Raw genomic sequence first — 26,013 nt, 5'->3', positions numbered from 1 at the left:
GAGCGGTGCGCGCGGCGCGGGCGGCGGTGGCTGGAGCGCGCTGGACCGCGGGCGGCGCGCGCGAGTGCTCGCGCGCCGCCGCCGCACCACCGTGATCCTCTTCGTCGTCTTCACCCTCGGCGCGATCGTCGCGGCCGTCGGCGGTCTCGCCTTCCTGTGGGCCCCGGGCATCCCGGCCATACTGCTCAGCGCCTATATCGCCTACCTCCGCGCCCAGGAGCGCCGCCGCTTCGCCTTCACCATGGACCAGCGCCACGCCGAGCAGGCCGCGCAGCGGCTGCGCGAGCGCCGTCCGCGGGCCCATCCGCCCGCCGAGGGCCCGTCCGCAGAGGACTGCCCCGCCGACCCTCCCGCACCCTCAGAGGCCGAGCCCGCCCCCGCAAAGGCGCCCTCGCCGCACGCGGCCGGGCGCCGCGCGCTGGTGGAGCAGACCGATCACGCCGAGTGGGTGGACCAGGAGCGTGAGCGCGAGCGGGGCCCGGCCGCCGGGGAGGGCTGGGAGCCGGTGCCCGTCCCGCTGCCCACCTACGTCACCGCCCCGGTCGCCCCGCGCGCCACCGGCAGCGTCGACCTGGCCGCCCCCGACGCCTGGAGCTCCGCCCGCTCCAGCACCGTCGACCCCGCCTCCGCCCACGACCCCGCCCCGGCCCCGGACCCGGTCGCCGCCCCACCCCGCGGCACCCGCGACCGCGGCCGCACCCCCCTCTTCGACCAGTACGCCGACGAGGACCGGCCGCGTGCTGCCAACGAGTGACGGCCCCTTCACTGACCAGCGGGGAACGGATTACCAAGCACCCCGGAGGGGATGCTAGAGTTTCACTCGTTGCAAGGGCCTGTGGCGCAGACTGGTAGCGCACCTCGTTCGCATCGAGGGGGTCAGGGGTTCAAATCCCCTCAGGTCCACCGCAGCTCAAAGCCCCCGCCGGGGAAATCTGGCGGGGGCTTTTTGGTGCCGTACAGCAGCGGAGTACCGCGGTTACTTCCGATCGTGCTCACCCAGGTGCTCGCCGAGCCTCCGTGGCGCCTTATGGCGTGCGTGCTTCGTCGGCCGAAGCGGATGGCGCGTGACATTGGCGGGCGGCGCCGCTGCCTTGGTCGACAAGGTCCTCGTACACCCCGACCTTGAACCTGATCAGGTCCAGGGATTCGGAGAGCCTGCCGATCTGGGCGGTGACGTGCTCGTGGTGCTCGCGCATGAGCGTGAGCCGTTCTTCCTCGTTGCCGGCGCCTTCTCTGACGAGGTCGGCGTATCGGCGGAGCGCGGGCAGGGGCATGCCTGAGGCGCGGAGAATGATGCAGACGGTCAGCCAGTCCACGTCATCCTCGCTGTAGACGCGGCGTCCGCCAGGTCCGCGTCGCACGGCGTTGACGAAGAGGCCCTCGCGCTCGTAGAAGCGCAGCGCGTGAACGCTCAAACCGGTGCGTTCGGCGACTTGTCCGATGCTCAGACTTGTCGTGATCTCAGCCATGCCGGTCAGGGTAATGGGGTTGATCTAGAGCCGGGTCTAGTTCCTAGGGTGCCTCGTGCGATCGACGCTTCCGTCGCTCCGCGTTATCGGTTGAACGAGTAAGGGAGCATCACCATGCGCTATCGCACCCTCGGGAGAACCGGTATCGAGGTCAGTGTCCACTGCCTCGGGACCATGATGTTCCAGGATGGCTGCAACTCCGACCACGACGATTGTGTCCGCATCATCCACGCCGCCCTCGACCAAGGGATCAACTTCGTCGACACCGCCGACATGTACGGACAGGGTGAGTCCGAGGAGATTGTGGGGAAGGCGCTGCGGGGGCGCCGTGACGACGTCGTCCTCGCCACCAAGGTCCACTTTCAGATGGGTGAGGGCCGCAACCGCAGTGGCAACTCGCGGCGTTGGATCCTCAGGGCGGTCGAGGACAGCCTCAGGCGCCTGAACACTGACTGGATCGACCTCTACCAGGTCCACCTCCCCGACCACTCCACGGACATCGAGGAGACGCTCTCGGTACTCAGCGACCTCGTGCGCCAGGGAAAGATCCGCGCCTTCGGCTGCTCGAACTTCCCGGCCGAGGAGATCGTCGAGGCACACCACGTCTCCGAGCGGCGCAACCTCGGACGCTTCCGTACCGCCCAGCCGCCCTACTCGATTCTCGCCCGCGGGATCGAGGCCTCGCTCCTGCCCGTCTGTGAGCGCTACGGCATGGGGGTACTGGTCTGGAGCCCCCTCGCCTTCGGATTCCTCACCGGCAAGCACCGCAAGGACCAGCCCATCGACCTGGCAGCCGGCCGTGCCGCGCTCCGCCCGGCATTCTTCGATCCCGCGATCGCCGAAAACGCCGCCAAGCTCGACGCCGTCGAACGGCTCATCGAGCTCGCGACAAGCATCGGCTGCACCCTCCCGCAGCTCGCCGTGGCCTTCACCGTGGCCCATCCCGCCGTCACCTCGGCGATCATCGGACCGCGGACCATGCGGCAGCTGGAGGATCTACTCAAGGGCGCCGCGCTCACCCTGGATGACGCGACCCTCGACCGGATCGACGAGATCGTGCCGCCTGGGGTGAACCGGTACAACCCCAGCACCTCCTTCCCGGCCCGATCACTGACCGACACCGCCTTGCGGCGCCGCCCGCTCGCCGAACGCGCCGCGGCCTGAGCCCGACCACGGCTCAAAGCCCCCGCCGGGGACCTTGAGTTCTCGTAAGGATCAGGCGGAGCGGTTTTCCGCGCTGACCATCCAGGCGTGCTTCTCCAGGGATTCGATGATCGCGTGCAGCAGGTCGGCCGTGGAGGGGTCCTCGCTGTCGACCTGGTCGTGGAGGGTGCGCAGGGTGTCGACGGTGGCGCGCAGACGGGCGGTGATGAGGTCGACGACGGCGGTCACACTCACCTCGCCCGCCGGGAACGCGGGGAGTGTGGTGGTCGCCGCCACGGTCTCGGAGCGGCCGTCCGGGATGGCGGCCAGGGCGCGCATGCGTTCGGCGATGGTGTCGGCCGACTCGCGGGCGTCGTCCACGATCTGATCGAGTTGAAGGTGCAGATCCCGGAAGTTGTGGCCGACCACGTTCCAGTGGGCCTGCTTGCCCTGGAGATGCAGTTCGACGAGGTCCACCACGATCCGCTGCAACGCTTGGGCGAGCTGTGGTGAGGCCGTGAATCCGGCGACCTCGCTCTCCGAACGTCGGGAACCCCCAGAAGAGGCCATGGCGTGTCTCCTTCGAAAGCGCCGCAGAGCAGACCCCTGGCACAGGAGGCCCGTGTCAAGCCTCAGGGAGGTCTCTCTCCGTCGCCACTCCGCTTGATCCGCTCGGGTACCTAGGGGGAATGAGTACCCCGCACGATCCGCGGGCGGCCCGTGCGCGGTTGGGTGGAACGGTGAACGAGACAGCTTCCGCGGGAACGGGTGCCGATGAGGCGGCAGGCGCCGCGCAGGACCGGAGGGTCCGTACGGTGGCCAAGGTCGGCCTCGCACTGCTGGTACCCACGGCCGTCGTCAGCATCGTCCTCGCCCTCATGACGCAGCGGGCCACCGATTGCATCGTGGACGGCGACCACTGCTCCTCCATACCCGGCTCGGTGATCTTCGGGTCGTTTCTGGCCTCGGCGGCGTTCGGGATCTTCGCCGTCGGCTGCCCGCGGGAGCGGCTGCCGTTTCCCTCGGCGCGGTCGTGGGCGGTCAAGCTACAGGGGGCCGCTCAGGTGGTGATGGCGATGCTGCTGCTGGCCTCTCCCTGAGCGTTCGGGAGGCGCGGGGGAGGGCGCGATGTCATGGAATCGTGCTCACCGCGTTCGTGTTTGGTGCGGGCCCGGGGACAGGTGATGGCGCAGGCCAGGGGCGCGGGCATAGTAGGTGCCCGGTCCTTTGGCTCCATGGCGTGAAAGCGCCGTAGGGCAGAGGGCGGCATACCGCAGCACACCACAGCACAGCACGACAACTGCACCACAACAGGGGGATAAGGCTCCATGCCACTCATACGCCGTTCCACCGTGGCGGCCGCGGCCATGACCGCGCTGCTGGTGGTCTCCGCTTCGGCCTGCGGGCCCGGTGACGACGAGGCGGCTTCCTCGTCGAGCTCCTCGGCCGCGTCCACCGGACAGCAGGCCAAGGACGGGATCCAGCTGCCCGATGGCGTCCCGACGAGTCTGGACGACCTGAAGAAGTGGAAGGAGGGCGGCTGGAAGGACTGGGACAAGTGGGCCCGCAAGGCATCGGAATTCGCCAACCCGATCATCAAGAACTTCTGGCAGCCGTCCAGGATGGCCAAGGCGAAGGACTCGTCGCACACCGTCTCCACGCAGAGCGCCGGCCAGGACCAGGCGGCCACCGACCCCGAGCCGCCCGCCGTGCCGGCCAAGCAGGTCTCGCGGCCGTACCACCAGAACATGGCGCCGGTCGGGAAGGTGTTCTTCGACAGCCCCGAGGGGCCGATGGTGTGCTCCGGGACGGTCATCGACGACCCGGCCCATCCGGGGAAGTCCAACCTGGTGTGGACCGCGGGCCACTGCGTGCACTCCGGCAAGCAGGGCGGCTGGATGCGCAACATCGTGTTCGTGCCCTCGTACAACGACAACGGACTGCCGGCCGAGCAGACCCAGACGGCGGCGCAGAACGAGGTCAGCCCCTACGGCGTGTGGTGGGCGGACTGGTCGCAGACCTCGTCCGAGTGGATCGCGAACGGCGGTAAGACCGGCGGGGTGGGCTCGGCGTACGACTTCGCGGTGCTGCATCTGAAGCCCGAGAACGGCGGCGGCAAGTCGCTGCAGGAGACGGTCGGGGCCTCGGTGCCGGTGTGGTTCGGGGCGCCGTCGGCGGACCGGGTGAGCTCGATCGGCGCGTACGGCTATCCGCAGGCCCCGCCGTACGACGGGGCGAAGATGTTCAACTGCACCAGCAGGCCGGGCCGGCTGTCGTTCTCGCCCACCTCGCCGACGATGTACCGGATCGGCTGCTCGATGACCGGCGGTACCTCGGGCGGCGGCTGGTTCGTCAACCACGGCGGTAAGACGGTGCTGGTGTCCAACAGTTCGATCGGCTCGTACGGGCACACCTGGCTCGCCGGGCCGCATCTGGGGGCCGAGGCCAAGGGCGTGTTCGAGGCCATCAGCAAGAAGTTCGCCGGTCGGGGCTGACCGGCCCGCAGAGGTGGAAGGGGCCCGCTCCGCATGGGCGATGGGGAGCGGGCCCCTCGTCATGGCCGTACGGATGGCCTTACGGGCGCCCCCGAAAGGCCCGTCGCGTCCGTCGTGTCCGCCGCACCCGTGGCGTCCGTAAGGAGCTTGGCGTAGCAGCGGCTGGTCTCCTCGAAGCGGTAGAGCCCGAACTTGGTCACCGGTGTGTAGCCGGACGAGGTGTACAGCGCGATGGCCTCCGGCTGCTCGGTGCCGGTCTCCAGGACCATCCGCACCCGCCCCGCCTCCCGCGCGCTGTCCTCCAGCGCCGCGAGGATCCGCCGGGCCAGCCCCCGCCCGCGCGCCGCGCGCACCACGAACATCCGCTTGATCTCGGCGTCCCCGTCCTCGTAGCCCTCCTCGCTCCGCTCCTGGCTGCGCCAGCCGCCGCTCGCGACCGGGGTGCCGTCCGTGTCGTAGGCGATGAGGTAGAGGCCGCGCGGCGGCTCGAAGTGGGCCGCGTCCATATGCGTCAGATCGCCCTCGCCGTAGCGCTCGGCGTACTCCACCTGCACTTCCTCGTCGAGTTTGCGGGCGTCAGGGTGATCGTAGCGAATGACTCGAACGTCCATGCGACGGATCGTACTTCCAGGCAGGGGGAGGGGCCGTTGATTTCGTCGCGTATCGTGCCGGGCGTGCTCACCGTGACGACCGTGAATGTGAACGGGCTGCGCGCCGCCGCCAAGAAGGGCTTCATCTCCTGGCTGGACGGTACAGCGGCCGATGTGGTGTGCCTCCAGGAGGTGCGCGCCGAGCCCAAGGAGCTGCCCGAGGCGGTCCGCGAACCCGACGGCTGGCATGTGGTGCATGCCCCCGCGGCGGCCAAGGGCCGGGCCGGGGTGTCGGTGTACGCCCGGCGCGAGCTGGAGGGCGTCCGGGTCGGCTTCGGGTCGTCCGAGTTCGACGGCAGCGGCCGCTATGTGGAGGTCGATCTGCCCGGCGTGACCGTCGGCAGCCTGTACCTCCCCTCGGGTGAGGTCGGCACGGACCGCCAGGACGAGAAGGAGCGCTTCATGGCGGAGTTCCTTCCGTATCTGAAGGAGCTGCGCGAGCGGGCGGCGGCCGGCGGGCGCGAGGCGTTGGTGTGCGGCGACTGGAACATCGCCCACCAGGAGGCCGACCTCAAGAACTGGAAGGCCAACCAGAAGAAGTCCGGATTCCTGCCCGAGGAGCGCGCCTGGCTGACCAGCGTCTTCGAGGAGGCGGCGTACGTGGACGTGGTGCGCGCCCTGCACCCGGACGTCGCGGGTCCGTACTCGTGGTGGTCCTACCGCGGCCGGGCCTTCGACAACGACGCGGGCTGGCGCATCGACTACCAGATCGCCACCCCGGGGCTCGCCGGGCGCGCGGTCAAGGCGGTCGTGGAGCGGGCGGCCGCCTACGACCAGCGGTGGAGTGACCACGCCCCGGTGACGGTGGCCTACGGCCCGGCTCACTGAGGTTCGCGGGGCGGCGGTCCTGTGGGTTCGCCGACCTCCGCGGGCTCACCCGCCCCGCAGGCTCACCCGCCCCGCGGGCTCACTGACCCCCGGAGTGGCCCTTGGGCGGCGCCTCGCCCAACTCCGTCCGCATCCGGCGGTTCATGGCCATCGTCAGCTCGGCGTCCACCGCGCTCGTGGCCAGCGGCCGCAGCCGCTCCACGGTCTCGCCGACGTCCTCGCCGCGCTCCATGGCGTCCGCCAGCACATGGGCGCGCAGCAGTGTGACGAAGGTCTCGGCGATCGCGTCCACATGCTCACGCACCTCGCGCGCCGCGCCGAGCACGGCGGCCAGCGGGACGCCCTGTTCGACCAGGGTGTGTGAGACGTCCAGCAGACGGCGGCTGAGATGGACGATCTGGTCGCCGTCGACGGCCAGATAGCCGAGGTCGAGGGAGGTGCTGAGGTTCTCCGGGGTGACCTCGCCCTGGAAGTAGTCCGCGAGCGCCTCGGGCCGGAGGCGGACCGGGGTCTCCGCGGGCCAGGAGGCGGCCGCGCCGGACAGCCCGAGCAGCTCGCCGACGTCGCGGCGGCCGCTTTCGAAGGCGGCGAGCAGCTCGGCGATCCCGCCGAGGGTGTGGCCGCGCTCCAGCAGCGCCGCGATCGTCCGCAGCCGCGCCAGGTGGTGGTCGTCGTACCAGGCGATCCGGCCCTCGCGGCGCGGCGGTGGGAGCAGCTTGCGCTCCCGGTAGAAGCGCAGGGTGCGCACGGTGATCCCGGCCTTCTCGGCCAGTTCCGCCATGCGGTACTCGCGTACCTCGTCCGCTTCGCTCGTCGCCACGAGGGAAGCCTATGCCGAAGCCCATGCCGAGGCCGGTCGGGTGCAACCGCCGGTAACTAAGTTATCCACAGCCCCTACCGCTTGGCAGACCCCTGTCCTACGCTCCCATCGTGCCAGTGATTGCTGGCACGGTCGTATTCGCGTTCGTGGAAGGCGGCGGCATGGCAGGGCTGACGCATGAGCATGTGCGGGTGGCGGTGATCGGGGCCGGATTCGGCGGGCTGGGAGCGGCGGTGCGGCTGCGCCGCGCGGGCATCACGGACTTCGTGGTGCTGGAGCGCGCGGACGCGGTCGGCGGGGCCTGGCGGGACAACACCTATCCGGGCTGTGCCTGCGATGTCCCGTCGCATCTGTACTCCTTCTCCTTCGCGCCCAACCCCGACTGGCCCCGGAACTTCTCCGGCCAGCCCCATATCCGCGCCTATCTGGAGCGGGTCGCCGACACCTTCGGGCTGCGACCGCACCTCCGCTTCGGCGCCGAGGTGCGGTCCCTGCGCTGGGACACCGAAGCGGTGCACTGGGAGGTGGAGACGGCGCGGGGCTCGCTGACCGCCGATGTCGTGGTCAGCGCCACCGGTCCGCTCGCCGACCCCCGGATCCCGGACATCCCGGGGCTCGACGGCTTCCCCGGCGCCGTCTTCCACTCCGCGCGCTGGGACCACACCACCGATCTGCGCGGCAAGCGGGTGGCGATGATCGGCACCGGCGCCTCGGCCATCCAGATCGTCCCCGCCATCCAGCGCGAGGTCGGCCGGCTCACCCTCTTCCAGCGCACCCCACCCTGGGTGCTGCCGCGGATGGACCGCCGGATCAGCGGCCTCGAGCGATGGCTGCACTCGAAGATCCCGGCCACCCGGTCGCTGCGCCGCGGGGTGCTGTGGGGCATCCGGGAGCTGCAGGTAGGGGCCTTCGCCAAGCGGCCGGGCGAGATGCGGTTCGTGGAGTGGCTGGCCGGTGCCCATATGCGACGGGCCATCAAGGACCCGGGGCTGAGGGCGGTGCTGACCCCCGACTACCGCATCGGCTGCAAGCGGATCCTGCTCTCCAACGACTACTATCCGGCGCTCGCCCAGCCGCATGTGGACGTGGTCCCGGCGGGGTTGACGGAGGTGCGCGGCAGCACTCTGGTCGGTGCCGACGGCACCGAGACCGAAGCCGACGTGATCATCTTCGGCACCGGCTTCCATGTGACCGACGTCCCCATAGCCCAGCGGGTGACCGGGACGCGCGGGACGACGCTCGCGGAGGAGTGGAAGGGCGGGATGGAGGCGCTGCGCGGCACCACCCCGGCGGGATTCCCCAACTTCCTGACCATCATCGGGCCCAACACCGGCCTCGGAAACAGCTCGATGATCCTCGTCATCGAGGCCCAGCTGGCCTATATGGCCGACTATCTGCGCCAGTTGGACACCCTCGGCGGCAAGGTCGCGCTGGACGCCCGGCCGTCGGCGGTGCGCGCCTACACCGACATGATCCAGGAAAGGATGGAACGCACGGTGTGGAACACCGGAGGTTGCGACAGCTGGTACCTCGACAACGGCCGCAACACCACCCTGTGGCCCGGGACGACGACCGAGCTGCGGAGGGTCACCCGGCGCGTGGACCTCGCCGAGTACACGGTGGTGCGGCCGCGCACCGGGCCGGTCAAGGCCACGGTGTCCACGGCCAGCGCGGGGAGGGGTTCGCGGTGAGGCGGCCTCCTTCCCTGCCCTCGGGGCCGTACGTCCCGCCCGTGCCGGAGCGCGAGCTGACGGTCGTCTCGGCCGACGGGAGCCGGATCCATACGGAGCTGCACGGGCCCGAGGACGCCCCGGCCGTCGTACTCGCGCACGGCTGGGTCTGCTCCACGGCCTTCTGGGCGCCGGTGCTGCGCGCCCTCTCGGCCGACCACCGGGTGATCGTCTACGACCAGCGCGGCCATGGCCGCAGCCCGGCCCCAGGGCCCGGTGGCTACAGCACCCAGGCCCTGGCCGACGATCTGGTGGCGGTGGTGGACGCGACCCTTCCGCCCGGTCGGCGGGCCGTGCTGGCGGGCCACTCCATGGGTGCCATGACGCTGATGGCCGCCGCCGACCGGCCCATACTGCGCGAGCGCGCGGCCGCCGCGGTGCTGTGCAGCACCGGCGCCTCACGGTTGGTGGACCGGGCGCGGGTGGTGCCGCTGCGCTCCCCGCGGGCACGGTCGCGGGTGCACCGCCTGCTCCTCGGCTCCCGCGCCCCGCTGGGCCCGGTCACCCCGCTCTCCCTGCGGCTGGTGCGGTACGTCACGATGGGCCCCGGCACCGACCCGGCCACGGTGGAGGTGGCCGCGCGGATCCTGCACGCCTGCCCCCGCGCCGTACGCGCCGGATGGGCCCGGGTCCTGCTCGACCTCGCACTGGACGCGCGGATCGGCCGGCTGACCATGCCCACGGCCGTCATCGTCGGCACCGCCGACCGGCTCACCCCGCCCGAGCACGCCCACGCCCTCGCCGCCGCGCTGCCGCACTGCACCGGGCTGACGGAGCTCCCGGGGCTCGGCCATATGACTCCGCTGGAGGATCCCGAGGCGGTCGCCGGAGTGATCCGCGGCCTGGCCGGGGAGTACGGGACCTCCGGGGAAACTGATCTCACAACCTCCCAGGGACCCCGCCCCACCACTCAGGAATTCCACCCCACCTCTCAGGAATCCCACTCTCGGGAATCCCACTCTCGGGAATCCCACCTCACAACGGTGACGGAAGCCGGGCACACGGCAGTGGAAGCGAAGGAGCAGACGGCATGAGTGCGCGCAGGGGCCTTGAGGGCCAGGTCGCGGTGGTGACGGGCGGGGCGCGGGGCGTCGGCGAGCTGCTCGCTCGCAAGCTCTCCGCACGCGGCGCGAAGGTCGCGCTGGTGGGCCTGGAGCCCGAGGAGCTGAAGCGGGTCTCGGAGCGGCTGCCCACCGACTCCGCCTACTGGCACGCCGATGTCACCGACGCCGAGGCGATGGCTCGGGTGGCGGCGGAGGTCGTGGAGCGGTTCGGCGCGGTGGACATCGTCTGTGCCAACGCGGGCGTGGCCCAGGCCGGTCCGTTCCTCGATACCGATGAGACGGCCTGGCGGCGGGTGATCGAGGTCAATCTGCTGGGCAGTGCCACCACGGCCCGCGCCTTCCTGCCCGCGCTGACCGCCAGCCACGGCTATCTGCTCCAGATCGCCTCGCTCGCCGCGATCGCGCCCGCGCCGATGATGACGGCGTACTGCGCGTCCAAGTCCGGGGTCGAGGCGTTCGCCCACAGTCTGCGGGCCGAGGTGGGCCACCGCGGAGTGCGGGTCGGCGTGGGCTATCTGAGCTGGACGGACACCGATATGGTGCGCGGCGCCGACCGGGACGAGGTGATGCGCGAGCTGCGGCAGCGGCTGCCCTGGCCCGCGGGCCGCACCTATCCGCTGGGCCCGGCGGTGGACCGGCTGGTGGCGGGCATCGAGCGCCGGTCGGCGCATGTGTACGCGCAGTGGTGGCTGCGCGGTATGCAGTCGATGCGCGGCTATCTGCCCGCGTTCATCCACGCCGTGGGGCGGCGCGAGATGCGCCGCGCCGAGCCGCGGCTGGCGGCGACCCGGGGGGAGCGGGGCGGTCTGGTGGGCGCGGGCGGCGCGGCGGACGAGAAGGCGCGCACGGCGGGCACCGCGGATACGGAGCGTCATCGGTAACGCTCCGTCAACCGCGCTGACCTGCGCGTTCTTCGGCTCCTCCGGTCCGGAATGCGGAGAAAGTCGGCGCGTGTAACTCTTGTCGGGCCCGACGCCATTCATCCGATGAGGAGTGACACATGGGCCCCAAGGACCAGTCGAACGAGAAGGCTCAGCAGGCCAAGCGGAAGCCGCAGGGCGGGCGGAGCCAGGAGCCGCGGCGCGGTCAGCAGAGGCAGTCCGGTGAGCGCATGCAGTCGGCTGAGCGCACGCAGTCCGGTGAGCGCATGGAGGAGCGCTCCCGCCGGGAGCCGGGGCAGGAGCAGCGCCGTGGGCGGCAGGAGCGGCCGGAGGCCCGCGGGGAGTCCCAGCGGGCGGGCCGTGAGCGCCGTCAGCCGGGCATGGGCGACGAGATGATGGACCAGGAGCCCTTCGAGGAGATGTGACGCACGGAGGGCCGCACGGAGGGCGGCACAAAGGGCGGGAGGGGTGTATCCCCGTGGTCAGCCATGGGGATACACCGCTGCGCGCCACTCGCGCCCGCCCCCCGCACCCCATCCGTGCCAGCCCCCCGCACCGAACCCGCGCCCGCCCGCCGCTGCGTGGCCCGCGCTCAGTTCCCGTTGCGCGGTGGCAGTTGGGGGCGGCGCAGGTCGGGGACGTCCGAGTAGTCCGGCGGGGCCGCGGCCGGATGCCGTTCCAGCAGATCGAGCGCCGTACGGACGGCGACCCCCAGCTGCGGATGGCGGCCCTCCGCCCAGTCCACGGGGGAGCGCGGCGCCTCGATGTCCGGCTCCACACCGTGGTTCTCCACGCCCCAGCGGTAGGCGTCGAACCACGCGGCGTTCATCGGCACCGTGATCGACGTGCCGTCGCCGAGGCGGTGGCGCCCGGTCATCCCGACCACCCCGCCCCAGGTGCGCAGCCCCACCACCGGCCCGATGCCCTGGATCTTGAAGGCCGCGGTGATCATGTCGCCGTCGGAGGAGGTCGCCTCGTCGGCGACGGCGACGATCGGTCCGCGCGGCGCGTTGCTGGAGTACGACACGGGCTGGGTGTTGCGGGTCAGGTCCCAGCCCATGACCTTGCGGGTGAGCTTCTCCACCACCAGCTCGCTGATGTTGCCCCCCGCGTTGCCCCGGACGTCCACGATCAGCGCGGGCAGTGACATCTCGCGGCGCAGATCGCGGTTGAACTGCGCCCAGCCGGAGCCGCCCATGTCGGGGATGTGGAGATAGCCGCACCGCCCGTCGCTCAACTTCCGCACCACGGAACGGCGCTGGGCGACCCAGTCCTGATAGCGCAGCGGCCGGTCGTCGATCAGCGGGGAGACCGCGACCCGGCGCGGCGGCCCCTCGCCGTCCGGCGGCTCGAAGGTCAGCTCCACCGTCGTGCCGCCCGCGGCCGTCAGCAGCGGATACGGACCGGCCACCGGGTCCACCGGGCGCCCGTCGACATGGGTGAGCACGGCGCCGTCCCGGATGCCCAGACCGGCCAGCGGCGAGCGGGCCCGGGAGTCGGAGGACTCACCGGGCAGGATGCGGGCCACCGCCCACCGCCCGTCCTTGGGCAAGCGGGTGAGGTTGGCGCCGAGCAGTCCGATGGGGCGCTGGTAGTGGGACGGCCCCTCGTTGCGCCGCGCGGTGCTGACGTAGGCGTGCGAGGTGCCCAGCTCGCCGAGGGTCTCGCGGAGCAGATCGGCGAACTCGTCGGGCGAGGCGACCCGTTCGACCAGCGGGCGGTACTGGTCGAGCACCCCGTCCCAGTCGACCCCGCACATCCCCGGGTCCCAGTAGTAGTGCCGGGTGATGCGCCCGGCCTCGTCGTACGCCTGCCGCCACTCGGCCGCCGGATCGACGGTGTGCTGGATCCGCCGCATGTCGAGGTGGACGGTGGAGTCGCTGTCGCCGGACTCGGTGGCGGGCATCGCGCTCAGATCGCCGTCGTCGTAGGCCACCAGCCGGGTGCCGTCGCCGCTGACCGCGTACCAGTCCAGCTCACTGGTGAGCTCGGTGCGCTTGGCCTTCGCCAGGTCGAAGTGTTCCAGGGTGGGTCGGCTCGAGGTCTCGGCCGGGTTGGCGAACGTCTCGCCGAGCACGCCCGAGATCGGCCAGCGCAGCCACACCAGCCCGCCGCCGCTGACCGGGCTCAGCGAGGAGTACTTGGACGCGGCGACGGGGAAGGCCGTGACCCGGTTGGCCAGCCCCTCCACCTCGACCGTCACCGTGCCGTCGCCGTCGCCCCCGCCCCCGCTGTCGTCCGGGTCCAGCCCGCCCGCCGCCGGGCGCCCCTCGGGGGACAGCGCGAAGGGCGAGGGGGTGGCGGAGGACAGCGGTACGAGATAGGGGCGGCAGCCCAGCGGGAAGGAGAGGTCGCCGGTGTGCACGTCGTAGACCGGGTCGAAGCCGCGCCAGGAGAGGAAGGCGAGATAGCGGCCGTCGCTGGTGAAGACCGGCTCCTCGTCCTCGAACCGCCCATTGGTCACGTCCACCGTGGTCCGGTCGGACAGTCGCGCGATCTTGATCGAGCGCAGGGTGCGCCCTATCCCGGGGTGGGACCAGGCGAGCCAGGCCGAGTCGGGGGAGAAGGCCAGGTCGCCCACCGGGCCGTTGTCCGACCGGATCAGCTCGGTGACCTCGCCGTCCCCGTCGGGGGAGGTGTCCACCAGCAGCAGCCGCCCGTCGCCCGCGGCGACCGCGAGCAGGTCGCCGTCCGGCGAGGGCTCCAGCTCGTGCACCCGCCCCAGCCGGCCGGCGGCCAGCCGGCGCGGCTCGGCGGGCCCGGTGGCCCGGGGCAGATGGGTTATCTCGACGGCGTCCTCGCCCTCCGCGTCGGTGACGTAGGCGACCCGGCCGGTCGAGCCCAGCATCACGGGCAGCCGCACCCGGACGCCCGGGGTGTCGGCGAGGGTGCGGGCGGGGCCGTCGCGGTGGGTGAGCCAGTAGAGGCTGCCGCGCACGCACACCGCGCTGGCCCGGCCGGTGGTGTCCACCGACAGCGAGTCGATGTGCGAGGCGGCGGGCACCTGGTAGGGCCGCCGCCCGGTGCGCGCCCCGCCGAGCCGCACGTCCAGCTTGCGCGGTGCGCCGTCCGGGCTCAGGTCGTCCACCAGCCACAGCTCGCCCGCGCACTGGTAGACGACGCGGGAGCCGTCGGTCGAGGCGTGCCGGGCGTAGAAGTCGGCGTGGTCGGTGTGGCGGCGCAGATCGGTGCCGTCGGGCAGACAGGAGTAGAGGTTGCCGATGCCCTCGTGGTCGGAGAGGAAGGCGATCCGGCCGCCGACGAACATCGCCGCGTCCAGATGGCCGTTCAGCTTCTCCACGAGCCGGGTGCCGTGCAGCCACAGCCGGCCCATCGCCCCGCCCCGGTAGCGCTTCCAGGTGGCGGGCTCGTGCGGCGGCTTGCCGGTGAGCAGCAGGGTGCGGCGCTCGCCGTCGAGGTCGGCCACCGCGATGTCGGCCACCGGCCCCCAGGGCAGCCGCCCGCCGGGGCTGCCGTCGGTGGGCAGGCTGTAGGCCCAGGAGAAGTGGGAGAACGGCTGCTCATGGGAGGAGACCGCGAGGATCTGGGATGCGCCGTCCTGGTCCGGCGGGGTCCAGCCGCACACCGTGGCGTCCGTACTGCCCCAGTAGGTCAGTCGGCGGGCCGGGCCGCCGGCCGAGGGGACGAGATAGATCTCCGGGTCGAGGCTGCGCCAGGTGGTGAACGCGATCTGGGAGCCGTCGGGGGAGAAGCGGGGAGGTCCGACGCGGGTACGGTCCACGGTCAGCCGCCACGCTCGCCCGGGTGGCTCACCCGGGGCGGTCAGCGGGGCGACCCACAGATCGTCCTCGGCCGCGAAGCACAGCAAGTCGCCGTGCAGATGCGGAAATCGCAGGTACGCCAGGTCGTCGTCGCATGCGTAAGGCTCCACCCCACCCATGTTTTCGAGCTACGCCATTCGGAGCAACTCGGTTGTGTGACCGAGACCACGAGCGAAACGGCGTAGTTTCGATAGGGCGAGGCTTATGCTGGAGGAGTACGAAACCGTTTCGTTCGGAAGCTTGTCAAGTTCGCACGTTCGGAAGCTCGGAGGGAGGCGACACCCCATGCACGCCACGGATCAGCCGACGGAGGACCGCGACACCGCCCGGGTGCGCCGCAGCAGACTCTCCCCCGAGCGCGAGCGGGAGCTGTACGAGGCGGTGGTCGAGCTGCTGGGCGAGGTCGGGTACGAGGGTCTGACGATGGACGCCGTCGCGGCCCGCACCCGGTCCAGCAAGGCCACGCTCTACCGCCAGTGGAAAGGCAAGCCGCAGCTGGTCGCGACCGCGCTGCGCCACACCAAGCCCATTCTGCTCGAAGGCGTCGACACCGGATCGCTCCGCGGGGACCTGCGGGAGATCGCGCGGTGTTCGGAGACCGCCCATGAGCGGGACGCCGCGCTGATGAGGGGACTCGCCCACGCAAGTCACGACAACCCGGACCTTCACCAGGCCCTGCGAGAGTTGTTGATCTACCCCGAGATCGACGCGCTCCACACGCTGCTGAGGCGCGCCGTCGACCGTGGCGAAGTCGCCCCGGACCGGCCCGCCTTGAAATACGTCGTGCACATGATGTCCGGCGCGTTCATCACCCGAGCGCTCGTCGAGGGCAAGGAGCCGGACCAGACGTATCTCCTGGAGTACATCGACGCCGTGATCCTCCCCGCACTCGGCGCCGCGTAGTCCTTCCCTCCGCACTCCCCACCTCCCCGCACAACCACATATGACCTCGGCCGGCGCGCCGCTCTCGTCGCCGGTTCGGTCACCCATCCCTGCCCTGCCAGACAACCGACGGGAGCACTCCTTCTCGTGGCCACCTTCCTCTATAAACTCGGCCGGTTCGCCTTCCGGCGACGCGGCTTCGTCGCGCTGATATGGGTGGCGCTGCTCGCGGTCGCGGGCGTCGGCGCCGCCACCGCCTCCCAGCCCGCCAACGACAGCTTCTCCATTCCGGGCACCGAGGCCCAGAAGGCGTTCGACCTGCTGGAACAGCGGTTCCCCGGGGGTAACGCGGACGGCGCCACCGCCCGTGTGGTCTTCCGCGCCCCGAGCGGCGAGAAGATGACCGACCCGGCCAACAAGGCGGTGGTCACCAAGACCGTCGCCGAGCTCAAGGCCAGTTCGCCGCAGGTCGCCTCGGTCGCCGACCCCTACCAGGCCCATGCCGTCAGCAAGGACGGCACCACGGCGTACATCCTGACCAGCTACAAGGTCAACGCCATGGAGCTGAAGGACCCCGCCAAGGACGGTCTGAAGGAGGTGGGGCACAAGGCCGAGAAGTCCGGGCTGACGGTGCAGATCGGCGGTGACGCGCTCCAGGAGATGCCGGAGACCGGCTCCACCGAGATCATCGGCATCGCGATCTCCGCGGTCGTCCTCGCCATCACCTTCGGCTCGCTGGTCGCCGCCGGACTGCCCCTGCTGACCGCGCTCATCGGCGTCGGCATCGGCATCTCGTCGATCACCGCGCTCGCCACCACCCTGGGGCTGTCCACCACCACCTCCACCCTGGCGATGATGATCGGCCTCGCGGTCGGCATCGACTACGCGCTCTTCATCGTCTCCCGCTACCGCGCGGAGCTGGCCGAGGGACGGGACCGGGAGGAGGCCGCCGGACGGGCCGTGGGCACCGCGGGCTCCGCGGTCGTCTTCGCCGGCCTTACGGTCGTCATCGCGCTGGTCGGCCTCGCCGTCGTCAACATCCCGATGCTGACCAAGATGGGCTTCGCCGCGGCCGGTACGGTCGTCATCGCCGTCCTCATCGCGATCAGCCTCATCCCGGCGGTGCTGGGCTTCGCGGGCAAGCGGGTGTTCGGGCGCAAGGCGCGCCGGCGGATGGAGGAGCGTGCCGCGGCGGCCGCCGCGAGCGGCGCGGAAGCCCCCGAGGAGAAGCCCAACATGGGCACCCGCTGGGCCCGTTTCGTGCTGCGCCGCCCGGTGCTGGTGCTGCTGGTGGCCGTGCTCGGCCTCGGCGCTGCCGCCCTGCCCGCCACCAGCCTGGAGCTCGGTCTGCCGGACGACGGCTCGCAGCCGGTCAGCAGCCAGAAGCGCCAGGCGTACGACATGATCTCCGAGGGCTTCGGCCCCGGCTACAACGGTCCGCTGATGGTGGTCGTCGACGCCAAGGGCAGCGATGACGCCAAGGGCGCGGCCCAGCAGGTCGTCAAGACCATCACCGGTCTGGACGGGGTGGCGGGGGTCAGCCCGGCCACGTTCAACAAGGCCGGTGACACCGCGACGCTCACCGTCCTCTCCAAGTACAAGCCGAGCAGCATCGACACCGAGAACCTGGTCGGTGACATCCGGGACAAGGCGAGCGGCCTGAGGTCCGACACCGGCGCCGAGGTGCTGGTGACCGGCCAGACGGCGATGAACATCGACATCTCGCAGAAGCTCAACGACGCGCTGGTGCCCTATCTGGTGCTCGTCGTCGGACTGGCCTTCCTGCTGCTGATGGTGGTCTTCCGGTCCGTCCTGGTCCCGCTCAAGGCGGCGCTCGGCTTCCTGCTCTCCGTCGTCGCGGCGCTCGGCGCGGTGGTCGCGGTCTTCCAGTGGGGCTGGCTGGCGGACCTGTTCGGGGTCGAGGAGACCGGCCCGATCATGAGCATGATGCCGATCTTCATGATCGGTGTGGTGTTCGGGCTGGCGATGGACTACGAGGTCTTCCTGGTGACCCGGATGCGGGAGGCGTACGTCCACGGCGAGCGCCCCGGCCAGGCCGTCGTCACCGGTTTTCGGCACGGCGCCCGGGTGGTCACCGCGGCCGCGGTCATCATGATCAGCGTCTTCGCGGGATTCATCGGCTCGTCCGAGTCGATGATCAAGATGATCGGCTTCGGCCTCGCCACCGCCGTTCTCTTCGACGCCTTCGTGGTCCGCATGGCCATCGTCCCGGCGGTCCTGGCGCTGCTCGGCAAGACGGCCTGGTGGCTGCCGCGCTGGCTGGACCGGGCGCTGCCCAACGTGGACGTGGAGGGTGAGGGGCTGCGCAAGCAGCTCGAGCAGCCCTCCGGGGCCCAGCAGCCCGACAGGGACTCCGACGCCGAGCTGACCCGCGTCTGACTCGCCTCTGACCCGGGCCTGACCCGGGTCTGAACACCTGGCGTCACGCTTCGGCCCGACGGCGGCCTTCCGATCCCGGAAGGCCGCCGTTCGGCGTTTTCCGCGAGCTCGCGCGATTCCGCGACGTCGGCGCTCTTGCGAACAACTTGCAGGTACGGGCTACCATCGGGCCGATAGCTGCAGCTCAGGAGCGGAGTCCCGCCATGCATGTGCCCGACGGATTCATCGACGCACCGGTGTCGGTGGCGACCGGTGTGGTCGCGGCCGGGGCCGTCGCGGTCAGTTTGCGCGGTGCCCGGCGGGAGCTCGACGAGCGGACCGCGCCGCTGGCCGGGCTGGTCGCGGCGTTCATCTTCGCCGTGCAGATGCTGAACTTCCCCGTGGCCGCCGGGACCAGCGGCCATCTGCTGGGCGGGGCGCTGGCCGCGATACTCGTGGGGCCGTACACGGGGGTGTTGTGCGTCTCCGTGGTGCTGCTGATGCAGGGCGTGCTGTTCGCGGACGGCGGGCTCACCGCGCTCGGTGTCAACATCACGGACATGGCCCTGGTCACCACGGTCGTGGCGTACGCGCTCTTCCGCGCGATCGTGAAGCTGGCCCCGCACCGCCGCCGTACGGTCACCGTCGCGTCCTTCGCGGCCGCGCTGATCTCCGTGCCGGCCGCCGCGGTGGCCTTCACGGCGATCTACGCGCTCGGCGGCACGGCCGATGTGGCGATCGGCAAGGTCTTCGCGGCGATGGTCGGGGTGCATGTGCTGATCGGCATCGGCGAGGCGGCGATCACCGCGCTGACGGTCGGCGCCGTCGTCGCCGTACGGCCGGATCTGGTGTACGGGGCGCGGGGGGTGACCGCGCGTCCGCTGGAGATCCGCAGCAGCCCGCTGGCCCCGGCCGCCCCGGGGGCGGTGGCGCGGGCGGAGGTCCCGACGGCCGAACCCGCCGCGGCGACCGCCGGGACCCCCGAGCCTGCCGGGACCCCCGAGCCCGCCGGGACCCCCGAGCCCGCCGGGCCCCCTGAGCCCGCCGCCGCGCCACGGCGGTCGGCCCGGCGCGTGTGGTGGGCCGGGCTCGCGGCCGCGCTGCTGTGCGCCGGGGTCGTCAGCTTCTACGCCTCCGCCAGCCCCGACGGGCTGGAGAAGGTCGCCCATGACAAGGGGATCGACAAGAAGACCGAGGACCACGCCGCCAAGGACTCCCCGCTCGCCGACTACGGCGTCAAGGACATCTCCGACGCCCGGCTCTCCGGCGGGCTCGCCGGGGTAATCGGGGTCGGGGCCACGCTCGCCGTCGGCTCCGGGGTCTTCGTCGTCGTACGGCGGCGCAGGGCGACGGCCGAGAGCGAGCGGGGCTGACCGTGGGTGCGGGACACGCGCACAAGCTCTACCGGGAGGGCCGGTCGCCCGTCCACGCCCTCCCCCCGCACTGCAAGATCGCCGCCGTCTTCTGCTTCGTCCTCGTGGTCGTCTCCACGCCCCGCGAGGCCGTCTGGGCGTTCGGGGCGTACGCGGTGCTGCTGGCCGGAGTGGCGGCGGCGGCCCGGATCCCGGGCGGGTACGTACTGCGGCGGCTGCTGATCGAGATCCCGTTCGTGGCCTTCGCCGTGCTGATGCCGTTCATCGCGGAGGGCCCGCGGGTGGAGGTGCTGGGGATGTCGCTCAGCGAGTCCGGGCTGTGGAGCGCCTGGAACATCCTCGCCAAGGGCACCCTCGGCGTCGCGGCCTCCGTCCTCCTGGCGTCCACGACCGAACTGCGCGCCCTGCTGCTGGGGCTGCAGCGGCTGCGGATGCCCTCGCTGCTGGTGCAGATCGCCTCGTTCATGATCCGCTACGGGGACGTCATCTCCGATGAGATGCGCCGGATGCGGATCGCCCGCCAGTCGCGCGGCTTCGAGGCGCGCGGGGTGCGGCACTGGGGCGTGCTCGCCTCCTCGGCCGGGGCGCTGTTCATCCGCTCCTACGAACGGGGCGAACGGGTCCACCTGGCGATGGTCAGCCGGGGCTATACGGGCACCATGCCGGTGATCGACGATGTGACGGCGTCCCGCGCCCAGTGGATGTACGCCGCCGCCCTCCCGCTGACCGCGCTGGCGGTCTGCCTGACCGGATGGATGCTGCCATGACCGACCCCGCCACCACCCCGCCGTCCCTCCAGGTGTCCGGTCTGGCCTACGCCTACCCCGACGGCCATCAGGCCCTCTTCGGCGTCGATCTGACCGTGGCCCGCGGCGAGCGGGTGGCGCTCCTCGGGCCGAACGGCGCGGGCAAGACCACGCTCGTGCTGCACCTCAACGGCATCCTCACGGCGGGCGCCGGGACGGTCACGGTCGCGGGGCTGCCGGTGGCGAAGGCCCATCTGGCCGAGATCCGCCGCCGGGTGGGCATCGTCTTCCAGGACCCGGACGACCAGCTGTTCATGCCGACCGTGCGCGAGGACGTGGCCTTCGGCCCGGCCGCGGCGGGGCTGCGCGGCGCGGAGCTGGAGGAGCGGGTGCGNATGCCGACCGTGCGCGAGGACGTGGCCTTCGGCCCGGCCGCGGCGGGGCTGCGCGGCGCGGAGCTGGAGGAGCGGGTGCGCCGCGCGCTGGAGCGGGTCGGGATGGCGGAGTTCGCCGACCGGCCGCCGCACCACCTCTCCTTCGGGCAGCGGCGGCGGGTGGCCGTGGCGACCGTACTGGCCATGGAGCCGGAGATCCTGGTCCTGGACGAGCCCTCGTCCAACCTCGACCCGGCCTCGCGCCGCGAACTCGCCGACATTCTGCGGTCCCTGGAGGTGACCGTGCTGATGGTCACCCACGATCTGCCGTACGCGCTGGAGCTGTGCCCGCGCTCGGTGGTGCTCAGCGGCGGGGTGATCGCGGCGGACGGCGGAACGCAGGAGCTGCTGTGCGACGAGGAGCTGATGCGCGAGCACCGGCTGGAGCTCCCCTTCGGCTTCGATCCGCGCTCGGTGACGGTGCCCATCAGGTGATGGGCTGGGCGGCGTCCGGCGGGGCCTGACGCCTGCGCGGCGGACCACGCGGCGGAGCCGGATATCGATGCTTCCCCCTCCCCGCCCCTTCCCGAAACTGGGGCTCCGCCCCAGACCCCGGGCCGGGGCTTTGCCCCAGACCCCGGGCCGGGGCTTCGCCCGGTCATCCGGTCCCGCCGGACATGGACATCGGCGTCGGCGCGGCTCGGCACGGGCGTCCGGCCTTGATCCGTTCCACCGCCGCCAGCAGATCCGCCTGCCGCACCCGTGGCCGCCCCGTCCGCAGCACCTCCGCCGCCGCGTCGATCACCGCACGGCGGATATCGCGCCCGGTCACCTCGTCCACCCCGGCCAGCCCCTCCGGGGAGACGTCCTCGGCGAGGGGCAGGGCCTCGGGCAGATGGCGCCGCCAGATCCCGGCCCGCGCCGCCTCGTCCGGCGCCGGGAAGCGCACATGCCACACCCGGCTGTCGAACGCGGTGTCATAGCTGGTCACCAGGTTGGTGGCCAGGACGACCAGCCCCTCATGGCTGTCCAGGGCGGTCAGCATCTCGCTGCGCATGGCGTTCACCGCGTGCTCCGAGCCGTGGCTGGTGGTCTCGAACCGCGAGGACATCAGCGCGTCCGCCTCGTCCAGGAAGAGCACCGCGCCCTGCTCACGCGCCGCGTGGAAGAGCGCCGCCAGATTCTTCGGGCCCTCTCCGTGGTACTTGCTCTCCAACTGCGAGGCGCGGGCCGCGATCAGTGGACGCCCCAGCCGGTGCGCGAGGGCGTGGGCGGCCAGGGTCTTGCCGGTGCCGGGCGCGCCCTCCAGGTTGATCGCCGAGCCGGGGTGCGGCTGGATCTCGCGCAGCCCCCACTCGTCGAACAGCACCCGGCGCTGCTCCACGGTGTGCACGGCGCGCAGCAACTGGTCCAGCGTCCGGTCCGGGAGCACCAGGCGGTCGAAGGTGTACAGCGGTGGCGTCGCGGTGAACCGCCGCGCCCGCTCCGCGATCGACGGCTCGTCCGGCCCCGCCGCCGCTTCCGGCCCCGCTTCCGCCTCCGTCTCCGCCGCCGCACCGGCTCGCGGCCCCGACTCCGCCGCCGCCCCCGGTGGTTGGTTGGTGACGGTGACCGTGAGCGGCCGTGGTCCGCCGCGGCCGCTGAACTCCTTCGCGGCCTCGATCAGCCGGGTCCGCAGCAGCGCCGCCTCCACATCGTCGGCGCCGCCCGGAATGCCGGTGACGGCGAAGGCGGTACGCGAACCCCTTCCCAGGTTTCTCACGGGATCTCCCCCCTCGAACGCAGGCCGCGCCCCGGGCCCTCAGCCCCGGACTCTCGGCCCTGGACTCTCGGCCCTGGACTCTCGGCCCCGGACCTCGACCCCGGACCTCAGCCCCAGACCGCGACCCGGTGGTGCGCATGAGCGCTGCGCACCCGCTGCTCGGCCTGCTTCCCCTCGATCCGGCGGCTTTCGACGAACTGCTCCCGCGAGGTGTCGAAAAGCCCCTGGATATAGCTGACATTGCCGTTGCGGATGGACTCGGAGACGGTGACCGCCCGTAGATCGGGATCGGTGTGCAGCCGCTCGCTCCGGGACCGGAACCAGTCCGCCAGGAGCTGGATGGTCACGCAGACGACATGGACCACCGCGACCGCGCCGATCCCGCCGAGCGCGAGGAGGACCATGCCCAGCAGGCTCAGCATGACGGCCCCGCCTCTCCGAAGATGATGAGGTCCTTGTCCCCGAAGGCCGCGCACAGCTCCTCGTCCAGGCGCCGGGCCCGGCAGACCCAGACCGGGCCGGACGCCTCGGTGTCGCCCAGCGGGACGCCCTCCTGGTCCAGGAAGAAGGTCTGCACGACGAACACCGGCCCTTGGCGCCGCCGCAGCACGGCGCCCGCGGCCGCTTCCGGCGCCCGCGGGCGGTTGCGGACCAGGAAGGAGACCACATCGCGGTAGCGGACGACGCCGCGCGGCGATACGCGCCGGGCGCCCGTCCCGCGGAGCGTCACCTCGAAGGCGCCGAGGAAACGGTCGTCGGCGGCCGTCTCACGAGAGTCGCGCCGGTCAGGCATGGGCCGTGAGTCGCGCTGGTCCGGTATGGGCCGTGAGTCGCGCTGGTCCGGCATGGCCCTAGAGCCGCGCTGGTCAGGCATGGGCTTCCCCCGTCTTCCGAATCCGTCGTCCGAACCGGTCGTCCGAAGAGGCGGGCCCCCGACTCCCCCGGCGAGGGCCCGACACCGATCCTGCGCGCCCCGCGTGTCGCTTTTCGTCCCCCGGGGCGGTGGGAAATCCGGGAGATCGCTGTCGGCGCCCGTGACGACAGAAACCGACATCCGCGCGGACCCCCGTCGCTCGGCGCCCGTCGCTCGGCCCCTCAACGCTCGGCCCCGCCCCGGCGCGGCGCATGCGCCCCCAGCTCGGTCAGCCGGCGCAGCAGCAGATCCGGTTTGGTGTGCCGGGAGCACACGTACATCGCGAACATCATGCGGATGTCGGCCGGTTTGGAGTTGATCCCGCAGGCGGTCATGGCCCGGTCGATCTGCGTACGGACCGTGGAGACCTTCACATCGAGGTGGGCGGCCGTCTCCTCGTACGAGTACCCGTCCGCGTACCACTCCAGCGCCCGGACCTGGCCCTCGCTCAGCCCGGCCGCCCAGGGGGAGAACACCACGGGTTCATGGGCGGGCGGCTGTTCGGCCGACGAGGCCATGTAGAGCGCGTCCAGCAGGGTCAGCTGGCCGAGCCCGGCCCGGGCGCACTGCATCCGGAAGTCCCGCAGATCCTCCCCGTAGCGCTTCTCGCTGACGCCCAGCTCCTCCAGGATCCAGGCCACCCGGCCGCCACGGGCCGTGCGCCCCAGCAGATCGGCGAAGTACGGCGGCACGCTGAGCCCGCATTCGCGCACCGCCGTCTCCAGGGCGGAGGCCAGATGCGGTTTCAGCCAGTGCGGATGGTTGCGGGCGTCCCACACGGCATTGGCCAGGACCGCCGCGCCGACCGTCTTGCCGAAGACCGCCTTCGCCCCGCACACCCAGGGGGCCACCCGCTGGCGCCACTGCTCCGCCGCCGTGCACACCACCACGTCCGAGCGGCGCACCAGATCGGCGAACTGCTCGGCGGTGCCGACCCCCATCATGTCCGCCACGCACACGTCGTACTCCGCGCCGCTCACCTCGAGCTGCTCCACGGAGTCCACCTCGCTGACCACGGTCAGCCGTGGATCGGCGTTCAGCGCGGCCACCAGGCCGCGTCTGGTCATCTCATGGTCCTCGACCACCGCCACCTGCAGTGGCTGCTTCGGTCCGTACTCGGCCGACTCGTCCCTCATCCGACGCCCCCTTGACTCGGCTCGGTCGTGTAACTCGGCTCGGTGTTGTTGTCCCGCTGGATCGGCAGGGTGAGCGTCACCTGCGTGAACCCGGCGACCGACCGCACCCGCAGCGCCCCGCCCCGCTCGCGCAGCAGGCTCTCGTGCAGCGCCAGCGACCGCATGGCGCCGACCCCGCGCGCCAGCACCGCGGGCGGGAAGCCCACGCCCTCGTCGGTGACGACCAGCTCCACCAGCTCGTCGCCGTCGGCGTCCTCGACGAGGTCCACATGCAGCACCGCGTCGTGCACCCCGGCGCTGCGCGGTACATTGATCAGCAGGGCGCGCAGCGCGGGCTCCAGCAGCTCCACCTGGGAGGGCAGCACCCGGGCCGCGGCGCCGACCACCCGCTCGGTGACGATCGGCTCCACGGTGAGGGTGTCGTTGGTGGCCAGGGCCACCTGCCGGTGGACCATGCCGATCAGCGGCACCGACTCGCTGAACCGCCCGGTGCCGATGAAGGTGGCCAGCCGCTCCCGCGCCACCACCGCCGATTTGCGCAGCGAGTCGATCTGCTCGGGGTCCGAGGCGTCGATCCGCTGGAAGGCGTTGAGGGTGTGGCCGAGGTGGTTGTGGAGCTCGATGGCGAGCAGTTTGCGCTGCTCCTGCTCATGCAGCTGAAGACTCATGTCGCCCAGGTCGGCGGCGAGTTGCAGCAGGAACGCGGCGCCGCGGCGGATGAGATACGCCAGCGCCCCATAGCCGGTGAGCCCGATGAGCACATCGGAGCGGGCCAGCGCCGCCGGGCCGCCGTCGCCCAGGGCGACGACCGCGGCGTAGGAGGCGGCGATCGCGCAGGTGCCGGTGAGCAGCACCCGCCGCGGCTGGCCGAGCGCCGAGCCGATGCCCGCGGCCGAGATCTGCTCGGTGGTCAGCACCAGCAGCGGGGCCATGTCCTGCGACCGGTGCGAGCCCATGACCAGCGCACACGCCCACAGGAACGCCACGGCCGAGCACAGCTCCACACCGGCCGCCACACCGTCGTACGTGGTCGGCGGCGCGGCATGCGGATCGGGCCGGACGCCCGCGCGCTCCCGCTCGGTGTCGTCCGCGATCACCCGCCGGTGGTTGCGGACGATGCGCGCGACGAACCACAGGGATTCGGCCACCACCGCGATCAGCAGCAGCGACGCCCCGCCGCGGTGCGGCAGATGGCCCGCGATCCCGGGCACCGTCACCGCCAGCTGGATGCCGTGCATCAGACGGAAGATCAGCAGGATGCGCAGCATCTGCCATTCCATGTCCCGGCGGGCCAGCCGGTGCCGGTCCGCCGGCGGTTCGGCGACCTGGTGATATCCGTCGGTGGGGCGCGGCGCCCGCCCGCGCCCCCGCTGTCGTTCCTCGCGCGGCCACCGCCACGCCCACGCCCATGAACGCGGCCGCAGCCGCCCCCGTAACCGAGCCACGTGCCCCCCGATTTCCCCCGGATTCCAGTGTGCGATGACCGGGGGCGGCGCAATAGGGACCCTTGGCCCTGGTGGACCCGCGTGTGCGAGTACGGGAGGGCGCTCGGAGGCACACCGGGGGCGCGTGGCGCGTTCCCTTTC

General features: G+C 71.9%; 24 protein-coding genes and 1 tRNA gene. 15 read left to right on the top strand and 10 right to left on the bottom strand.

Features of this window, described 5'->3' with window-relative positions:
* Window positions 1–754 (top strand): divisome protein SepX/GlpR (gene sepX / locus IEJ02_RS22450; RefSeq protein WP_498067077.1); only part of this gene is annotated, 754 nt, incomplete at its 5' end.
* 75 nt (window positions 755–829) lie between these two features.
* Window positions 830–903 (top strand) — tRNA-Ala (locus IEJ02_RS22445).
* Between the two features lie 122 nt (window positions 904–1,025).
* Here IEJ02_RS22445 and IEJ02_RS22440 read toward each other — a convergent pair.
* Window positions 1,026–1,469 (bottom strand): MerR family transcriptional regulator, encoded by a 444-nt coding sequence (locus IEJ02_RS22440; RefSeq protein ID WP_137979221.1) that lies wholly within the window; start codon window positions 1,467–1,469, stop codon window positions 1,026–1,028.
* 114 nt (window positions 1,470–1,583) lie between these two features.
* On the opposite strand from IEJ02_RS22440, the gene IEJ02_RS22435 reads away from it, so the two are divergent.
* Complete coding sequence (locus IEJ02_RS22435) at window positions 1,584–2,633, top strand: aldo/keto reductase (RefSeq protein ID WP_191066490.1); 1,050 nt, start codon at window positions 1,584–1,586, stop codon at window positions 2,631–2,633.
* A 51-nt stretch (window positions 2,634–2,684) separates the two neighbouring features.
* Here the strand turns inward: IEJ02_RS22435 and IEJ02_RS22430 are convergent, their stop codons facing one another.
* The gene (locus IEJ02_RS22430) at window positions 2,685–3,182 is read right to left on the bottom strand and encodes a Dps family protein (protein ID WP_191066489.1); all 498 of its coding nucleotides are present in this window, start codon (window positions 3,180–3,182) and stop codon (window positions 2,685–2,687) included.
* Window positions 3,183–3,352: 170 nt separating this feature from the next.
* Between IEJ02_RS22430 and IEJ02_RS22425 the strand changes: the two genes are divergently transcribed.
* Both IEJ02_RS22425 and IEJ02_RS22420 read left to right on the top strand, forming a co-directional pair.
* Window positions 3,353–3,712, top strand: a complete 360-nt coding sequence (locus tag IEJ02_RS22425; protein ID WP_191066488.1) for a hypothetical protein — start codon at window positions 3,353–3,355, stop codon at window positions 3,710–3,712.
* Between the two features lie 228 nt (window positions 3,713–3,940).
* Complete coding sequence (locus IEJ02_RS22420; protein WP_191066487.1) at window positions 3,941–5,107, top strand: trypsin-like serine peptidase; 1,167 nt, start codon at window positions 3,941–3,943, stop codon at window positions 5,105–5,107.
* Between the two features lie 59 nt (window positions 5,108–5,166).
* Here the strand turns inward: IEJ02_RS22420 and IEJ02_RS22415 are convergent, their stop codons facing one another.
* Window positions 5,167–5,718: a GNAT family N-acetyltransferase gene (locus tag IEJ02_RS22415; RefSeq protein ID WP_191066486.1), complete on the bottom strand. Its 552-nt coding sequence runs from the start codon at window positions 5,716–5,718 to the stop codon at window positions 5,167–5,169.
* Window positions 5,719–5,781: 63 nt separating this feature from the next.
* Here IEJ02_RS22415 and IEJ02_RS22410 point away from each other — a divergent pair, with 63 nt between their 5' ends.
* On the top strand, window positions 5,782–6,585 hold the full coding sequence (locus tag IEJ02_RS22410; RefSeq protein ID WP_191066485.1) for an exodeoxyribonuclease III: 804 nt from the start codon (window positions 5,782–5,784) through the stop codon (window positions 6,583–6,585).
* Window positions 6,586–6,664: 79 nt separating this feature from the next.
* On the opposite strand, the gene IEJ02_RS22405 is transcribed toward IEJ02_RS22410, so the two are convergent.
* Window positions 6,665–7,366, bottom strand: coding sequence for a MerR family transcriptional regulator (locus tag IEJ02_RS22405; RefSeq protein WP_191066505.1), 702 nt, complete (start codon window positions 7,364–7,366; stop codon window positions 6,665–6,667).
* 200 nt (window positions 7,367–7,566) lie between these two features.
* Between IEJ02_RS22405 and IEJ02_RS22400 the strand changes: the two genes are divergently transcribed.
* The 4 genes from IEJ02_RS22400 (at window position 7,567) to IEJ02_RS22385 (ending at window position 11,505) form a co-directional block, all read left to right on the top strand.
* Complete coding sequence (locus IEJ02_RS22400) at window positions 7,567–9,096, top strand: flavin-containing monooxygenase (RefSeq protein ID WP_191066504.1); 1,530 nt, start codon at window positions 7,567–7,569, stop codon at window positions 9,094–9,096.
* Window positions 9,093–10,169: an alpha/beta fold hydrolase gene (locus IEJ02_RS22395; RefSeq protein ID WP_191066484.1), complete on the top strand. Its 1,077-nt coding sequence runs from the start codon at window positions 9,093–9,095 to the stop codon at window positions 10,167–10,169. Before IEJ02_RS22400 ends, IEJ02_RS22395 begins: the two co-directional genes overlap by 4 nt.
* Complete coding sequence (locus IEJ02_RS22390; RefSeq protein WP_191066483.1) at window positions 10,166–11,080, top strand: SDR family oxidoreductase; 915 nt, start codon at window positions 10,166–10,168, stop codon at window positions 11,078–11,080. The genes IEJ02_RS22395 and IEJ02_RS22390 overlap by 4 nt, the downstream gene beginning before the upstream one ends.
* Before the next feature lie 119 nt (window positions 11,081–11,199).
* The gene (locus IEJ02_RS22385) at window positions 11,200–11,505 is read left to right on the top strand and encodes a hypothetical protein (protein WP_191066482.1); all 306 of its coding nucleotides are present in this window, start codon (window positions 11,200–11,202) and stop codon (window positions 11,503–11,505) included.
* Window positions 11,506–11,672: 167 nt separating this feature from the next.
* On the opposite strand, the gene IEJ02_RS22380 is transcribed toward IEJ02_RS22385, so the two are convergent.
* On the bottom strand, window positions 11,673–14,972 hold the full coding sequence (locus IEJ02_RS22380; RefSeq protein ID WP_370467103.1) for a S41 family peptidase: 3,300 nt from the start codon (window positions 14,970–14,972) through the stop codon (window positions 11,673–11,675).
* Window positions 14,973–15,147: 175 nt separating this feature from the next.
* Here IEJ02_RS22380 and IEJ02_RS22375 point away from each other — a divergent pair, with 175 nt between their 5' ends.
* The 5 genes from IEJ02_RS22375 (at window position 15,148) to IEJ02_RS22355 (ending at window position 21,111) form a co-directional block, all read left to right on the top strand.
* Window positions 15,148–15,765: a TetR/AcrR family transcriptional regulator gene (locus IEJ02_RS22375; RefSeq protein WP_223864228.1), complete on the top strand. Its 618-nt coding sequence runs from the start codon at window positions 15,148–15,150 to the stop codon at window positions 15,763–15,765.
* 126 nt (window positions 15,766–15,891) lie between these two features.
* Window positions 15,892–18,144, top strand: coding sequence for an MMPL family transporter (locus IEJ02_RS22370; protein WP_191066480.1), 2,253 nt, complete (start codon window positions 15,892–15,894; stop codon window positions 18,142–18,144).
* A gap of 203 nt (window positions 18,145–18,347) precedes the next feature.
* A complete protein-coding gene (locus IEJ02_RS22365; protein WP_191066479.1) occupies window positions 18,348–19,496 on the top strand; it encodes an energy-coupling factor ABC transporter permease in 1,149 nt (382 codons plus the stop codon).
* 2 nt (window positions 19,497–19,498) lie between these two features.
* The gene (gene cbiQ / locus IEJ02_RS22360) at window positions 19,499–20,263 is read left to right on the top strand and encodes a cobalt ECF transporter T component CbiQ (RefSeq protein WP_191066478.1); all 765 of its coding nucleotides are present in this window, start codon (window positions 19,499–19,501) and stop codon (window positions 20,261–20,263) included.
* Window positions 20,260–21,111, top strand: coding sequence for an energy-coupling factor ABC transporter ATP-binding protein (locus IEJ02_RS22355; protein WP_191066477.1), 852 nt, complete (start codon window positions 20,260–20,262; stop codon window positions 21,109–21,111). Before cbiQ ends, IEJ02_RS22355 begins: the two co-directional genes overlap by 4 nt.
* A gap of 163 nt (window positions 21,112–21,274) precedes the next feature.
* Here IEJ02_RS22355 and IEJ02_RS22350 read toward each other — a convergent pair whose 3' ends face one another.
* The 5 genes from IEJ02_RS22350 to IEJ02_RS22330 form a co-directional block, all read right to left on the bottom strand.
* Complete coding sequence (locus tag IEJ02_RS22350; RefSeq protein ID WP_191066476.1) at window positions 21,275–22,378, bottom strand: ATP-binding protein; 1,104 nt, start codon at window positions 22,376–22,378, stop codon at window positions 21,275–21,277.
* Between the two features lie 107 nt (window positions 22,379–22,485).
* The gene (locus IEJ02_RS22345) at window positions 22,486–22,800 is read right to left on the bottom strand and encodes a hypothetical protein (RefSeq protein ID WP_191066475.1); all 315 of its coding nucleotides are present in this window, start codon (window positions 22,798–22,800) and stop codon (window positions 22,486–22,488) included.
* Window positions 22,794–23,171, bottom strand: a complete 378-nt coding sequence (locus IEJ02_RS22340; RefSeq protein ID WP_191066474.1) for a hypothetical protein — start codon at window positions 23,169–23,171, stop codon at window positions 22,794–22,796. Before IEJ02_RS22340 ends, IEJ02_RS22345 begins: the two co-directional genes overlap by 7 nt.
* Before the next feature lie 302 nt (window positions 23,172–23,473).
* Window positions 23,474–24,427 carry a sigma factor-like helix-turn-helix DNA-binding protein gene (locus tag IEJ02_RS22335; RefSeq protein WP_137979233.1) on the bottom strand — a complete coding sequence of 318 codons (954 nt, stop codon included), beginning with the start codon at window positions 24,425–24,427 and terminating at the stop codon, window positions 23,474–23,476.
* Window positions 24,424–25,872 carry a sensor histidine kinase gene (locus IEJ02_RS22330; RefSeq protein ID WP_191066473.1) on the bottom strand — a complete coding sequence of 483 codons (1,449 nt, stop codon included), beginning with the start codon at window positions 25,870–25,872 and terminating at the stop codon, window positions 24,424–24,426. The genes IEJ02_RS22335 and IEJ02_RS22330 overlap by 4 nt, the downstream gene beginning before the upstream one ends.
* Between the last annotated feature and the right edge of the window lie 141 nt (window positions 25,873–26,013).

The sequence above is a fragment of the Streptomyces sp. 5-10 genome (assembly GCF_014712245.1).
Lineage (GTDB): Bacteria > Actinomycetota > Actinomycetes > Streptomycetales > Streptomycetaceae > Streptomyces > Streptomyces violaceusniger.
The sequence above is the reverse complement of the archived record's forward strand: the minus strand, read 5'-3'. Positions and strand labels throughout refer to the sequence as shown.